This window comes from Paenibacillus sp. RC334 (assembly GCF_030034735.1).
Taxonomy (GTDB): Bacteria; Bacillota; Bacilli; order Paenibacillales; family Paenibacillaceae; genus Paenibacillus; species Paenibacillus terrae_A.
In genome coordinates, this window is the sequence record NZ_CP125370.1 from 5761629 (window position 1) to 5775771 (window position 14143).

Genomic DNA, 14143 nt, shown 5'->3' on the forward strand with positions numbered 1-14143 from the left:
GAAAAAACTTGCAGGAGCCTATTTACGCATCATTCCGATCAGAGTCTGACCCAACCTGCTCCTATGGTCGGCATGATGTAATACAAGCTGCTGCGAGTTTTTCTCTAAAAAGCTTGCCGTTACTTATGGTAAGGCTCACCGCGATGGCTGTAACGGCAAAATTTAGGGCCATCCTTTTGTGGGATAGCCCTTTCTTTGATCTCGCATCTTTTTTACAAATAGAAAAAGTGGATGGATTTCTCCAATTGCGCTTTTGCTTACTTTAATATTCTCCTTTAATTACAAAAAACGAACCCCGAATTGTTCCAGCTAGTTTTGACTTCTGCCTAGCAAACTTAAACTTCCCTTCTAACTCCTTTGGTACCTCCATCCCCTCAGAAAGCTTAAAACCAACGGCCCGCTTCTTAGTATCATCAACCGTATACATGACGTTGACCTCAAGACCATCCTCATAAAAGACGTAAGCAAATTTAATATTTTCCACTTGAAAACGTGACGTTTCTAAAGGTTTGGCCTCAAACTCAATATCACGCTCTTTCAAAACTCGGTTCACATAATCAAGGGTCTCCTGACTTTCACTAGCTGGCACAACCGTAAATTCATGCTTGTATTTGTTCATAAAGTAACGGGCTTCATTAGCACGCAAACCAGCAAGCGCTTCTACTACAGGTGAAGACTCTAAACCAACCGTAGACACATTATTAAAATCAACGATATAGGGCATTTCCATCTCTCCTTTTAACTCATTATTTCCAAAAAAAATTGCCGCTACTCAATAGTCTCAAATCTACTAACGGGATCATTTCTGCCTAAAAGTTTATTTTTTAGAATCAAGAATAAACATAGATGCATCATGTCCCATGAATATTTTATTTCCGTTAAAAAAAGTTTTGGACTGAATATCTCTGTATCCTATTTTAGTCATAATGTCAGTCAGCTCTTCTTGACTAAATCCGTTATGAACTATATCTGAAACTACTTTTTCATTTTTATTAAAATCTACGATTAATAAATGTCCTCCTTCATTTAGAACATCAAATAATCTGGATAAAACGAATTCAACATCATGAATATGGAGCAGAACCTGAGCCATAAAAATATAGTCAGCATGAAGATCCGATAGACCTTCCTTTTCAAAATCAAAGCATATTGTATCTGCATTATGAATATTAAAATCAGTAATTTTTTGCTTTATTTGATTAATCATGTTTTGTGAAGTATCCAGAAAAAGCATAGAATTAAAATCGTTTAACAAGTTCATTCCGACGAGACCCGTTCCACACCCGAAATCAATAGCATTCTTACTATTAGCGTCAACTACATATTCACGAATGGCATCAGATGATGCCTTTGCAATCTGAATTCTTTCAGAAGTGTCATATACATTAGCTATCATTTCAAACTTATCCGTATTTCCCATGATTACCTCTCCAATCTGTATTATAAAATCCTGAATACAACAATATAGAATGATATTCTATCGAAGCATTTGCATTAGTCCACATTCTTATTCGGTTCGTCCTTATGGAAAACAAAACCTCTGTATGAATGGAGGAGACAACCTTGGGGTGATTCAGGTACACCTTTCTCACGATTCGTCTTTGTCGAAATAATCATCTGGCAGATGTAGTTCTCGCAAACAACCCATAAATTTTTCTCTGAATTTCGGATCTTTTTGATATTTCGGCCATACCGCCTTATAGTAAGGCAGCAGCTTCTCATGTGGAATAATGCCCCAGTACAAAATCAAGTTATTCAGAACCTGCGGGCCGCCCCCCATCAACATCTGTTCAATGATCTGCCAGCTTCCCAGCTTGTTTTCGCAACTGCGCGCGGCATAGATGGCCGTGGTTTGCATTTTCGGGTCGGCGTGACACAAGAAAGGCGCAAAGTTATGGAGAGTAATTGCACCGTAATCTTCCAAGATATACCCTGCATAACGCAACGTTTCCGGGTCGTGAATCCTGTCAAGCCTTTGCAAGATCACTGGAATAAATTCCGTTAAATCCGCAGTTTTACTGGAAGCATGTAGAATCTGTAAAGCTTGCAGAAAATCCTCATGCCCATCCGATTGCAACAGCTCCAGAAGATATTTTCTACCCGCGTCAAAAGAAGTTTTGCAGATTAGCCAAATGGCTGTGGTCCGATTTATTGGGCTTTGCTCCGCAATAATCTTCAAAAAAACAAGGGTTGGCTGAAAGAGTTTCTTAAACTTGAACATTCCATCAAGCGCTTTTGCTTGGATTTCTTCGTTTGGAGCGCTCTGATAAATCTGGATCAGCGCATTCTCATCACCCGGCATTCGACTGCCAAACCACCCGATATCATAATCCAGAATAATTTCATCCAGCCAGCGCTCGTACCAGTCCAGAAAGCTGTCTTCATAGACAAAGAAAAAAGGATGATCGGGATGAAAATCGGAGGTGTACACAATTCTCCCCCTGTATTTCCCTTCAAGTACGAGATACATGTCGTATTCGCAGCCTTGGGTGCCTATGCACAACATGCCGCCCAGCACCTTATTACAGGCTTCGTCGTATTCCTCATCGGGAATGTCCTCATCCTTGGTCAGGGGCTCAATCAGATGGTTCCATTCCTCTTTGGTCATCCCGGGATGCAGAACGGATTTTGCAAGGAGTGCCTGGCGCTCGGTATAGGAAGCTGCCTTTTCAATCGGATAAATTCCATAATAGGGTCCGGCGCCTCCGTTGCCGACTTTCGTTAAAAACTGCGCGTAAGGCTCAGGAAGTGTGACCTGATTGTGGGCTTGCCAGTCCGCCAGCTCTTTTGCTGTAAGCTTCTCTTTAACCTTGTATTGATGTGAGGATGCTCCAAACACCGAGAAAGCCGTGTCTTTGCGCATGGCTTGATTCAGTTTGTTTTTTATTCGATCCAGTTGCGTTTCTTTCTTTCCAAACCACATATTGAACCCTCCTGTTGACTATAGCCAGGTTTCCTCTATTTGCTTACCCAGCAATTTTATTATTTTTTCTAAGGGTCTTACCTCTTTAGAACTATATGTATCTTTAAGTAGGTTTTCAGCAGTATACAACCGGTGCAGCAAACAGCTTTCTTTGTTCATCCGTAACGTTTAGTTTGAGCGCATTGAAACCAATTTTTCATTGTATCTTCTCTTAAGGTCACCACTGAACCACCTTAGAGTACCACACAAAAAATGCATATTAATGGAATCTATATGTGGATTAGACTATAATCACCTTTTTCTGGATCATGCCGAACAGCGCTCCCACCATCGGCAGAAATGCAGACACCTTGCGTCCGGCTTGTGGAAGCGCGAACGGCCAGACGGTTTACTCGCGCCGCTTCTTCGGTTGCCGAGACGGACGCCCGGGGTATACACACCAGCTCTGCGTTTGAGAGATCGGGAGTCTTGCTTCCCGGAAGAAGCGCGTGGGGGAGCTCCAGAACTGGCAAGTACCAACTCGCCGTAATTAACGTCGGTGATGTAGCCGACGTAAGTCTCTCCGCTGTGCAGGGTGACGTAGACCGGACGATCCTGAAACTTCTTAGCCCGTGCGCGCATTTCATTCGATTGTGCCATGGAAGTTCACCTCGCTCACTGATTATAATTCAGTTTACGCCAAGGGCATGCGCACGCCAAAAATCGCTTGATAGGCTCTTCTCCATCGGAGCTTTAGCCTGCTTAAAACGTTGGAAGCAAAACTAGTTGTTGCCGGTAGTTCGATAGGTTATTGCTGCGTTCTTTTTCCTATTCATGCAACACTTCAAATATCGAACTCAGTGTCATTCCATATTCCGTGATCTTATAACAGACTTTAGCCGGTATTTCTGGATATACCGTCCGTTCAACGAGACTGTCAGTAACCAATTCTTTCAACGCTTCTGACAGCACCTTATCCAGACGTGCAATGCAATATTCTCCCTATCTTCATGCTTTTTAGACATAAAATGCAAAACCTCCATGAGTCTTTGCACCGAACTAGGTAGAACATATTTAAGTGCTTTTTATTGTGGGTAACGAATTTTCTTTACCATCACTTGTGGTACGGTTCAGCTTAACAGGTCTATCGGCGAAAAATCCAGTGCGACGAAACACTCTGTCGACATCCTAGCCGCATACAAAATAGCAGATAAAGTATGACCAGTACCTGCCGAATTCAACTCTATTCTTATATTCTAAATCTAGCGAATAATCAAGACTGGCATTCATCATGCGTAGGATCATGAGTTAATTGCACACCTGTGCGCGAATCCGAATCTCTTTAGGTGTTATTTTTCAAAAATGTTTCTCTGGTCAAGCTCAAAAAGGCTTCGATTGCAGGCGAAATCCACTTCTCTTCATGCCACATCATTTGGGTTGCAAACGATGTGGCGGTCAGATCCCAAGGCAACGGAACCAGTTCTCCCCGATTCACTTCTCCGATCACGGCCATTTCAGGCAGTATGGCAATGCCCATTCCTATTTTCGCACATTGTTTAATAGCCTCAGCACTGTAAAACTCCAATTCGGTAATTCCCCCCATGCCCTTCTGTGACAGACTTCGATCAAAAAAAGTGCGATAGGAGCATCCCTTCTCCGTCAACAAAAAGGTCTCGCCATGAAAATCTTCAATGGCCAATGCAGGATGTGCTGCCAAAGGATGATCCGGTGATACCAATAGATAAAAGGGCTCATCCAGCATTTTTTCACCGCAAAATCCGGTCTCGCCCTTGTCCTCATCCAGCGTAAAAATAATGTCAGCGTCCCCTTCACGCAAGCTCTGTTTGAGGTTCGAATTAGGCAGCGGTCGGAACATTAACCGAACCCCTGGATAGCTCAACCGAAACTGGCGCAATACAGCCGGCAGCCGGTACGTACACAACGTTTCATCGGCACTTATGATTACCGTACCCGTCAATTCGCCGGATTGCTTGACGGCATGCTGTGCTTCTTCAACCACACTCAATATGTTATCTGCATAGCGCAGGAACGTTCTCCCTGCATCGGTCAAAGTCACATTTTTACCCAATCTGTCCACCAGCTTGACACCCAATTCTTCCTCTAAGGCCTTCATTTGCATCGTAACCGTGGAAGGGACATAGTTCTGCACTTCGGCAGCTCGGGTAAAGTTGAGTGTGGAAGCAAGCGTATAAAAGGTTTTTAATTGGCGCAATTCCATGGAGTTCCGCTCCTTAATTCAAAAAAAATGAACGTTCTCTTTATAAACGTTTCTTTGACTTAACAATAGCAGCATCGTAGAGTGATGACAAGGAAGGTAGTTCATACTTTTAGCTATGAAAAGGAGTTTTTTATATGAGGGATTATGAAATTTATGAATTAGGAGATGTTCTGCTGCAATCCGGTGACACTCTGCCAAATGCCATTCTCGCCTACAAAACATACGGCATGCTAAATGCAGCCAAAAATAATGTGATTGTCTATCCCACCTGGTTTGCCGGCTTGCATACTGATAACGAATGGTTAATCGGACCTGGCAAGGCACTGGATCCAGAAAAATATTTTATCATCGTCCCCAATATGTTGGGCAATGGACTCTCCTCCTCGCCAAGCAATACGCCACCACCTTATCATCAAGCAAATTTCCCGCTGATTTCGATTTATGATAATGTGCGACTGCAGCATCAACTGGTGAATCAAAAGTTTGGTATTGCAGAAATCGCCCTCGTTGTAGGTTGGTCACTAGGCGCTGTGCAGACCTTTCAGTGGGGGGCAAGTTATCCTGATATGGTAAAACGAATCGCTCCATTCGGCGGGACTGCCATGACTCGGCCACATGCAAAGGTTGTATTTGAAGGAATGATCGCTGCTCTTCAGGCTGATTCTGCTTGGAACAATGGCTTTTACACGCAGAAACCCAAAACGGGATTGGCAGCCATGGGTCGAGTCTACGCAGCTTGGGGGTTCTCTCAGGCTTATTATCTAGAGCAGCTCTATCAGCAAGAGGGCTACCACACACTGGAGGAATATCTCGTCGATTACTGGGATCACGTATTTTTGACCTTTGATGCGAATGACCTGATCACCATGTTACGTACCGGAATTACAGGTGACATTAGCGCTAATCCGACGTATAACGGCGATTTTGACCTTGCATTAAGCAGGATAACAGCACGGGCCCTGGTTATGCCGGGAAGTACAGACCTTTTCTTCCCTCCCCAGGATAACAAAGTTGAAGCACGCCATATACCAAATGCATTCTTCCTCCCGATTGAATCCAAGTGGGGGCATTGCGCAGGCATTGGACAGCATGAACCAGACTCCGTATTTATAGATAAAAGTCTAAAAAGTTTCTTGCTTGAATGAAACTGAGGAGGAGCGGATTAAATTGAAAAATAAATTGATTATATATGTCCTAGCACTTGCTGTTTTTCTAATTGGAACCATTGAATATATTATTACAGGAGTCATTGAAATGATCGCCATGGACTTGAGAGTATCTACTTCCGAAGCTGGTTTACTGGTGACTGTATTTGCTCTCGCAGCGGCCATTGTTGCTCCGATTCTGATTGCATTAACAATTAATATGGATCGCAAGAAGCTACTGATGGCTGCCCTCAGTGTGTTTATTGCCAGCAACGGACTTATGCTTGTAAACCTTTCTTACGAAACATTACTATGGGTACGAATTATTCAAGGGGCTAGCGGAGGAATCGCTACCGTAGTAGCCATGGCAGTAGCGACACGACTCGTCGAAAAAGAAAGAAGGGGCAATGCCATCGGTATTATTTTGATGGGGCTCAGTAGTTCGTTAGTTCTGGGTGTTCCAGCTGGTACATTTTTTAGCGAGATGTTTGGATGGAGAGTTTTGTTTATTTTGATCGGTATAATAAGCGTTCTTCCATTGTTTATCATCTATAAAAAGGTTCCTGCAATCAGAGAAGAAGAAGCTGTTACCCTCAGGATGCAGTTCTCTATTTTAAAAGATTCAAAAATTGTAACTGCCTTGGCTATTACTTTATTTTATATTGGTGGTTACTCTACGCTCTTTACTTATATTACACCTTTCTTGCAAGCCGCATCCTCTCTTTCCATAACCGAAATTAGCGGTGTTTTATTCCTAGCGGGAATTTGCAGCTTCATCGGATCCAAAGTGGGTGGACAATTGGCAGATACAAAGGGATCGAAATTCACAATTTGTATTGGACTCCTGTTACAGGGAGCAATGCTCCTTTTATTCACTCTAGCTGGTGTCAATATCATTGTATTAATCTTGGTTTTAATGATCTTTATGTTAGCAACCTGGAGCATTTCCCCTGCTCAGCAGCTATTTTTGGTCACTCTGGTACCTCGAAATCCAGACATTGCCCTGAGCGTAAATACTTCCTTCATCCAATTTGGTTTTGCGCTAGGATCTGGATTAGGCGGCCTTGTCATCAGTCGTACCTCTGTTCTGAATTTGAATTGGGTAGGTTTGGCTGCTGTAAGCGTTGCATTACTTCTTGCCATCTTGCTATTCAAAAAAATGAGCAGTCGGATTGGAACGTCTACTGTTACTAAAGAAAAACATTAAATAGCTCCCTCTTTCTACAATCCCAGCATTCAAATCCAAGGCATTTTTTAACACACCGGGCACGCCATTCCCATATTCAGATGTACATAAAAGTACATCATTTGCCTCCCTCAGCTGTGTCCGTATTTCTCTTACCGAAGCAGGTCCTTCATCGAAATCGAGATCAGGGTTGAAAGACGGAAGAACGCTCAACCCTTTCCTTGAAAAAAATTTCAATCTACTTGTGATACGGTTCTCCGTACTGTCTGTAACGGCAAGATTTAGGACCATCCTTTTGCGGGATGGTCCATTCTTTGATATCGCATCTTTTTTTGCAAATAGAATAAGTGGATCGATTCCTCCAAATTGCACTTTTGCTTACTTTAATATTCTCTTTTAATTGCAAAAAACGAACCCCGAATTGTTCCAGCTAGTTTTGACTTCTGCCTGGCAAACTTAAACTTCCCTTCTAGCTCCTTTGGTACCTCCATCCCCTCAGAAAGCTTAAAACCAACGGCCCGCTTCTTAGGGTCACCAACCGTATACATGACGTTGACCTCAAGACCATCCTCATAAAAGACGTAAGCAAATTTAATATTTTCAACTTGAAAACGTGACGTTTCTAAAGGTTTGGCCACAAACTCAATATCACGCTCTTTCAGAACTCGGTTCACATAATCAAGGGTCTCCTGACTTTCACTAGCTGACACAACCGTAAATTCATGCTTGTATTTGTTCATAAAGTAACGGGCTTCATTAGCACGCAAGCCAGCAAGCGCTTCTACTACAGGTGAAGACTCTAAACCAACCGTAGACACATTAGTAAAATCAACGATATAGGACATTTCCATCTCTCCTTTTATCTCATTATTTCCAAAAAAACTTGCCGCTACTCAATAGGCTCAAATCTACTAACGGGATCATCTAGACCTTCCTCACGATTCGTCTTTGTCGAAATAATCATCTGGCAAATGTAGTTCTCGCAAACAACCCATAAATTTTTCTCTGAATTTCGGATCTCTTTGATATTTCGGCCATACCGCCTTATAGTAAGGCAGCAACTTCTCATGTGGAATAATGCCCCAGTACAAAATTAAGTTATTCATAACCTGCGGGCCGCCCCCCATCAACATCTGTTCAATGATCTGCCAGCCTCCCAGCTTGTTTTCGCAACTGCGCGCGGCATAGATGGCCGTGGTTTGCATTTTCGGGTCGGCGTGACACAAGAAAGGCGCAAAGTTCTGGAGAGTAATCCCACCGTAATCTTCCAAGATATACCCTGCATAACGCAACGTTTCCGGGTCGTGAATCCTGTCAAGCCTTTGCAAGATCACTGAAATACATTCCGTTAAATCCGCAGTTTTACTGGAAGCATGTAGAATCTGTAAAGCTTGCAGAAAATCCTCATGCCCATCCGATTGCAACAGCTCCAGAAGATATTTTCTACCCGCGTCAAAAGAAGTTTTGCAGATTAGCCAAATGGCTGCGGTCCGATTTTTTGGGCTTTGCTCCGCAATATTTTTCAAAAAACCAAGGGTTGGCTGAGATATTTTCTTAAACTTGGACATTCCATCAAGCGCTTTTGCTTGGATTTCTTCGTTTGGAGCGCTCTGATAAATCTGGATCAGCACATTCTCATCACCCGGTATTCGACTGCCAAACCACCCGATATCATAATCCAGAATAATTTCATCCAGCCAGCGCTCGTACCAGTCCAGAAAGCTGTCTTCATAGACAAAGAAAAAGGGATGATCGGGATGAAAATCGGAGGTGTACACAATTCTCCCCCTATGTTTCCCTTCAAGTACGAGATACATTTCGTATTCGCAGCCTTGGGTACCTATGCACAACATGCCGCCCAGCACCTTATTACAGGTGTCGTCGTATTCCTCATCGGGGATGTCCTCATCCTTGGTCAGGGGCTCAATTAGATGGTTCCATTCCTCTTTGGTCATCCCGGGATGCAGAACGGATTTTGCAAGGAGTGCCTGGCGCTCGGTATAGGAAGCTGCCTTTTCAATCGGATAAATTCCATAATAGGGTCCGGCGCCTCCGTTGCCGACTTTCGTTAAAAACTGCGCGTAAGGCTCAGGAAGAGTGACCTGATTATGGGCCTGCCAGTCCGCCAGCTCTTTTGCTGTAAGCTTCTCATTAACCTTGTATTGATGTGAGGATGCTCCGAACACCGAGAAAGCCGTGTCTTTGCGCATGGCTTGATTCAGTTTATTTTTTATTCGATCCAGTTGCGTTTCTTTCTTCCCAAACCACATATTGAACCCTCCTGTTGACTATAGCCAGGTTTCCTTTGTTTGCTTATCCAGCAATTTTATTATTTTTTCTAAGGGCCTTACCTCTTTAGAATTATATGTATCTTAAGTAGGTCTTTACCAGTATACAACTGGTGCAGCAAACAGCTTGGACTACTGTCAATAGAGTGGACACCCCAAGTGGAGAATTTCAAGCGAGCCGATTCGTTTCCATTATAAAAGCATGTAATATATTCGAAATCTGCTTTCTTACTTAAAGTTTAACAAACTTATCTAAAAAATGCGTATACATTTCCCTAACTATTCGCTTCTGATAAGGTTCTCCGCGCTGTCTGTAACAGCAAGTTTTAGGACCATCCTTTGTCGGATGGCCCTACTTTGTAATCACATACGTTTAAACCATCAAGCACCATCGAACGCCAAGCTTATCAACAAACGACCAGTTAAACCCAGTCTTCGCTTTCATTAGCGAATCTTTGTAAATCATTCATAAAAACAGATGCATGGTAGCCATCGCAAACAGAATGATGAATTTGTAAAGAGACAGGCAGGAATAATTCATTATTCACTTGGGAGTATTTTCCGCCAGTTATTATTGGTAAGAGAAAGTTTCCACCATTATTAATATTTAAGTTAAACGCTTTAAAAGAACTCCAAGGAATCATAGATATCGGAATATTATTATCTGGTATAGGTTCTTTTGGAAATAAACTACCTGTACCATTGTATTTTCGGACATCCTTTTCATACTGAAAATGAAACTCTGAAAAATTATTCATATTTGGCGACCAAATGGCTGAAAATGTATGCGTCCTATTGTCAAAAATAGTATAACAAGGACAAATCTCTGCCCAATAACCTAAATTACCCTCTGAGTTAAAACACGTTCTAAATTCTCTGTGAGAATTAACTATTCTTGTAACCATAAAAATAAACGCAGGATATAGCTTATATCCCTTTTTCTTTAAGTTCTTCATTAGAACAGTAATATTAATTTCATTCGTCATACTGAATGTTGTCTGTTGTTGTAAATAATGTTCAAAGTATTCTTTTCGATACCAATTGTCACGATTAATAATACTGAATTTCAACTTCAACGCCCCCTAATATAATTTATTTAATATTAGGAGGCTACTTTCACTGCTTTTTTCATATCAGTCATCCTTTTTAATATTTTATGCCATTATATCATCAAGTATATCTAACACCCTCTGAGCCATCTTTCACAGGCAGCTCTCTCACTGGAGTAGCGCCTAGCCTTTATTGCATAACTTACAACAAGTCCATTTTTATATCAGCCTTTCCATGAATTAAATGTAGTCGCTAGCATTGTCTGTATAGTTTTCAGGGTTTGGCGATTGATAAGTTACCAGGCACAAGCTCAGTGTCTACAAATTCCTTCAATAACCGTGCTTGCTCGTATTCCCCCATGTAACTTTTGAACCAATCAACCTAAGAATATGATTGGCATTGACGATGCTCATCAATACCAAAAGCTACATCATCCCACTTAAACGACCACCTGCTCAAAGCAGGTTGATTTTGACATGAATGTCAACGACTAAAGTCGTTACCTAAGACTAAAGTTCTTCTGAAAGTCCATACGCTGAAGCGCATTGGTATTGAAATTCGTAGCTCTTATTATTTTTCGCCCTACTTATGATACGGTTCAGCTTACGTCTCTATCAGCGAAATTGCTAAAGGAGCTGCATCTGTCAGCTCTTTTAGCAATTTCGATCTGGTGTGCATATTGTCATTTTCCGACCTGTTTATCCACTGGAATACTCTGAGCAAAACGAAACACATTATGAGGATCGTACTTTCGTTTCACCTGCTTCAATCTGCCAAAGTTCACGCCATAATACGCCTTGGGCCAGTTCTTAATCTGCAGATCGGGAAAATTCACATAATCCCCTTTAACAAAGGGACGTAACGCTCTGCGAAACCTTTCCACCCACTGAATATTCCGCTCCTGCTCCCCATTGTTTCTCCAGCGGGCTGACAGTTCGTAGATTGTCTCAGCCTTCCGATGAGGATAGGCCGTTGCAGTAGGCGATACTCGACTCACCGCGCTTCCTGCACCACCTAAGCTTTGACTCCACACGCTAGAATGTCTGTTGGGTGCTTTGGATAAAAAGTCACGTATAATTCGTACTCCTACAGGCGGCAAAGCTTGGAACCCGTAGGCCCCGGTTATTTTAAACTTCGGTTCCAAATTCAGGTCCGATTCGGCAAAAAATTTGGTTGCTTCAATAAAAGGTACTGTCTTCACCATCACCTTCACCGGAGTGCCTGCTCGCAAGAGCGGTCTAATCAATCGACGCAGCTCCTCTGCACCGCCAAGCAATTGCCCGGTAGATACAATGGTTCCCACCTGCTTGGCAGCCACCTCAATTGTTGAGGTTAAGCGGTTCGTGACAGACGGGGCCCAGCGCTGCCAAGTTGGTAACACCTTCTCAAGGTCACTCCATTTCCATGTAATACTGTAAATAGATACCGATGAAATCGGCCTAACCCGAAATGTATATTCTGTAGCAACACCAAAGTTCCCTCCCCCTCCGCCTCGTGATGCCCACAACAGATCGGAATGTTTCTTCCGGTTTGCCACAATCGTCCTTGCCCCATACCTTCCCGAAGCTACGACCATCTTCACTTGTTTCAAGTTATCGCACGTAAGTCCATATTTGCGGGAAAGAAGTCCAATGCCTCCTCCCAAGGTAAGCCCAGCTACGCCTACGTCGGGCGCAGTCCCCGCCGGAATGGCCACACGCTTATCCCACAGCTTTTTGTACACACGGGCAAGTGGATTTCCCGTTTGTACAATGGCCACTCTATTTTTTCGATCAACCTTAACCTTATTCATCTCGCTCACATCAATAATAATGCCGCCATTTACAGCCGAGAAGCCTTCATAGCTATGCCGCCCGCTGCGCACTCGCAGACGTATGCCCCGCTCACGAGCCCATTTGACTGCGTTGATCACATCCTGAGTCCGTTGGCAAAAAACAATGACCCTTGGAAATTTGGAAAAGCGCCTATTGAACTCCATTCTGGCCGTATTGTATGACGGATTACCCGGAATTACGATCCTTCCGGTTAATCGTGTACTTTTCTTTTGCAACTTTTGTGCCATCTACTTTACACCATCCCTGCTCATGACATAAGCCTTTCTCATCAACTTATTTCTATGTAGGGACACCTGTCCTAGTAACGGCAAACGCCCAGTTTATATCGTAAAAGTAGAACAAAGACGTGGTAGGTGTATAAGTTCTTCATTCATCAGGTAGCCCACCTTTTGCTCAATCAATCCTGTAATAAACCTCCTTTAAGTAAAACTATTTAAGAGCTGCACATCTTACAGAGCATTTAAATGTAGTATACTGTAGTATTCTTCACTAATTTCCTAGATTCTACAGGTGGCTAACATGACTAATAAGGGATGATCCATTTCCTTGTCTGTATGAAGAGGATATGCTGGAGGTGCATTTGCTTAAGGAACGAAACGGTGGCGTCAGATGGAGAGATTGGTCACAAAAAAATAGAAGAGAGGCACTAATGCCCTGCCTCTCTTCTATAACGCATATGAAGCAGCTTGACACCGTGTTTCAATATCGTCATTTACGCTTTCGGGCGATCACCGCTAACCGGCCGTCCTCGGTTGAGTATTCACACGTAGACAGTACAATAAGCTTGTCGCCATATCGGGCTGTCACGCCCGTATCGTAAAGAGCGAGTTTTTTGATGTTCTGAATATATGAGTCAAACTCGGCGGGCGTACTTACCTTCTCAATCTGGTAGTATTTAAAAACGTCGTCCGATTTGCGATAAACTTTTGACAGAATAACGGCAACAATTTCATACTCTTCCTTTTCGTAAAGCGTGCTGAACTGGAACGTAGCATGCTCTTTATAAAAGCTTTCGTTCTTGTACTTCATTAAATCTTTAAACATCCAGCCGCTTTTCATGTGGTGTCCGTGAATCAGCAAAATGTCCGAACCGTTGGTCCGGCTATGCGCGTCCAAAAAGGGGAGGCCCCCTTTGTTTTCCTTTTTATCGAAATCATGATTGAGATAGTACTCCGCATCCTGTGGATTCTGCATGACTGGGTACTCAATTCGGGTGCCGTCAATCTTCAGCCAGCCGACGATGTCCGAGTTCCTCTCGTAAAGCTCTCGAAATTCGGGAAGCATAACCGGCTCATTCGCCTTATTGAACAAAAGGGAGGGGAATGCATCCCCTCCGCCTTTGTCCGACCCTTCCTCCCAAACTTTTGTCAGCTCTTCGATTTTCTGCTGCTCGGCATAATCCCCCAGAAAGGTTCTCGCAATATTAACGAGGGAAAATACCAACAGAAGGGAGGAAACGGCGATAAGAAACTTTTTAGTTTTGCTCATTTTCTTACCG

General features: G+C 43.0%; 13 protein-coding genes and 1 pseudogene. 2 read left to right on the forward strand and 12 right to left on the reverse strand.

Going from position 1 to position 14143, the window contains the following annotated elements; all coding sequences use genetic code 11:
* Positions 1 to 262: 262 nt before the first annotated feature.
* The 6 genes and pseudogenes from QMK20_RS26395 to QMK20_RS26415 form a co-directional block, all read right to left on the reverse strand.
* Positions 263 to 724, reverse strand: coding sequence for a DUF8821 family protein (locus tag QMK20_RS26395; protein WP_283653963.1), 462 nt, complete (start codon positions 722 to 724; stop codon positions 263 to 265).
* Positions 725 to 817: 93 nt separating this feature from the next.
* Positions 818 to 1420 (reverse strand): class I SAM-dependent methyltransferase, encoded by a 603-nt coding sequence (locus QMK20_RS26400; RefSeq protein WP_283653964.1) that lies wholly within the window; start codon positions 1418 to 1420, stop codon positions 818 to 820.
* Between the two features lie 168 nt (positions 1421 to 1588).
* On the reverse strand, positions 1589 to 2923 hold the full coding sequence (locus QMK20_RS26405; RefSeq protein WP_283653965.1) for an SMI1/KNR4 family protein: 1335 nt from the start codon (positions 2921 to 2923) through the stop codon (positions 1589 to 1591).
* 310 nt (positions 2924 to 3233) lie between these two features.
* Positions 3234 to 3562: pseudogene (locus QMK20_RS26410) on the reverse strand (hypothetical protein); the annotation flags it as partial.
* A gap of 168 nt (positions 3563 to 3730) precedes the next feature.
* A complete protein-coding gene (locus tag QMK20_RS27835; protein ID WP_404520635.1) occupies positions 3731 to 3874 on the reverse strand; it encodes a winged helix-turn-helix transcriptional regulator in 144 nt (47 codons plus the stop codon).
* Positions 3875 to 4244: 370 nt separating this feature from the next.
* Positions 4245 to 5141 carry a LysR family transcriptional regulator gene (locus QMK20_RS26415; RefSeq protein WP_283653966.1) on the reverse strand — a complete coding sequence of 299 codons (897 nt, stop codon included), beginning with the start codon at positions 5139 to 5141 and terminating at the stop codon, positions 4245 to 4247.
* 134 nt (positions 5142 to 5275) lie between these two features.
* On the opposite strand from QMK20_RS26415, the gene QMK20_RS26420 reads away from it, so the two are divergent.
* A complete protein-coding gene (locus QMK20_RS26420; RefSeq protein ID WP_283653967.1) occupies positions 5276 to 6286 on the forward strand; it encodes an alpha/beta fold hydrolase in 1011 nt (336 codons plus the stop codon).
* 22 nt (positions 6287 to 6308) lie between these two features.
* The gene (locus QMK20_RS26425) at positions 6309 to 7493 is read left to right on the forward strand and encodes an MFS transporter (RefSeq protein ID WP_283653968.1); all 1185 of its coding nucleotides are present in this window, start codon (positions 6309 to 6311) and stop codon (positions 7491 to 7493) included.
* Here QMK20_RS26425 and QMK20_RS26430 read toward each other — a convergent pair.
* The 6 genes from QMK20_RS26430 to QMK20_RS26455 all read right to left on the reverse strand — a co-directional run bounded on the left by QMK20_RS26430 (position 7434) and on the right by QMK20_RS26455 (position 14133).
* Positions 7434 to 7844, reverse strand: a complete 411-nt coding sequence (locus QMK20_RS26430; protein ID WP_404580130.1) for an NADPH-dependent FMN reductase — start codon at positions 7842 to 7844, stop codon at positions 7434 to 7436. The genes QMK20_RS26425 and QMK20_RS26430 overlap by 60 nt on opposite strands.
* A gap of 11 nt (positions 7845 to 7855) precedes the next feature.
* On the reverse strand, positions 7856 to 8317 hold the full coding sequence (locus QMK20_RS26435) for a DUF8821 family protein (protein WP_283653969.1): 462 nt from the start codon (positions 8315 to 8317) through the stop codon (positions 7856 to 7858).
* 90 nt (positions 8318 to 8407) lie between these two features.
* Positions 8408 to 9742, reverse strand: coding sequence for an SMI1/KNR4 family protein (locus QMK20_RS26440; RefSeq protein ID WP_283653970.1), 1335 nt, complete (start codon positions 9740 to 9742; stop codon positions 8408 to 8410).
* Positions 9743 to 10182: 440 nt separating this feature from the next.
* A complete protein-coding gene (gene catA, locus QMK20_RS26445; RefSeq protein ID WP_283653971.1) occupies positions 10183 to 10830 on the reverse strand; it encodes a type A chloramphenicol O-acetyltransferase in 648 nt (215 codons plus the stop codon).
* Between the two features lie 662 nt (positions 10831 to 11492).
* Positions 11493 to 12872 carry an FAD-binding oxidoreductase gene (locus QMK20_RS26450; RefSeq protein WP_044647837.1) on the reverse strand — a complete coding sequence of 460 codons (1380 nt, stop codon included), beginning with the start codon at positions 12870 to 12872 and terminating at the stop codon, positions 11493 to 11495.
* A 481-nt stretch (positions 12873 to 13353) separates the two neighbouring features.
* Complete coding sequence (locus QMK20_RS26455; protein WP_044647838.1) at positions 13354 to 14133, reverse strand: class B sortase; 780 nt, start codon at positions 14131 to 14133, stop codon at positions 13354 to 13356.
* Positions 14134 to 14143 lie beyond the last annotated feature (10 nt).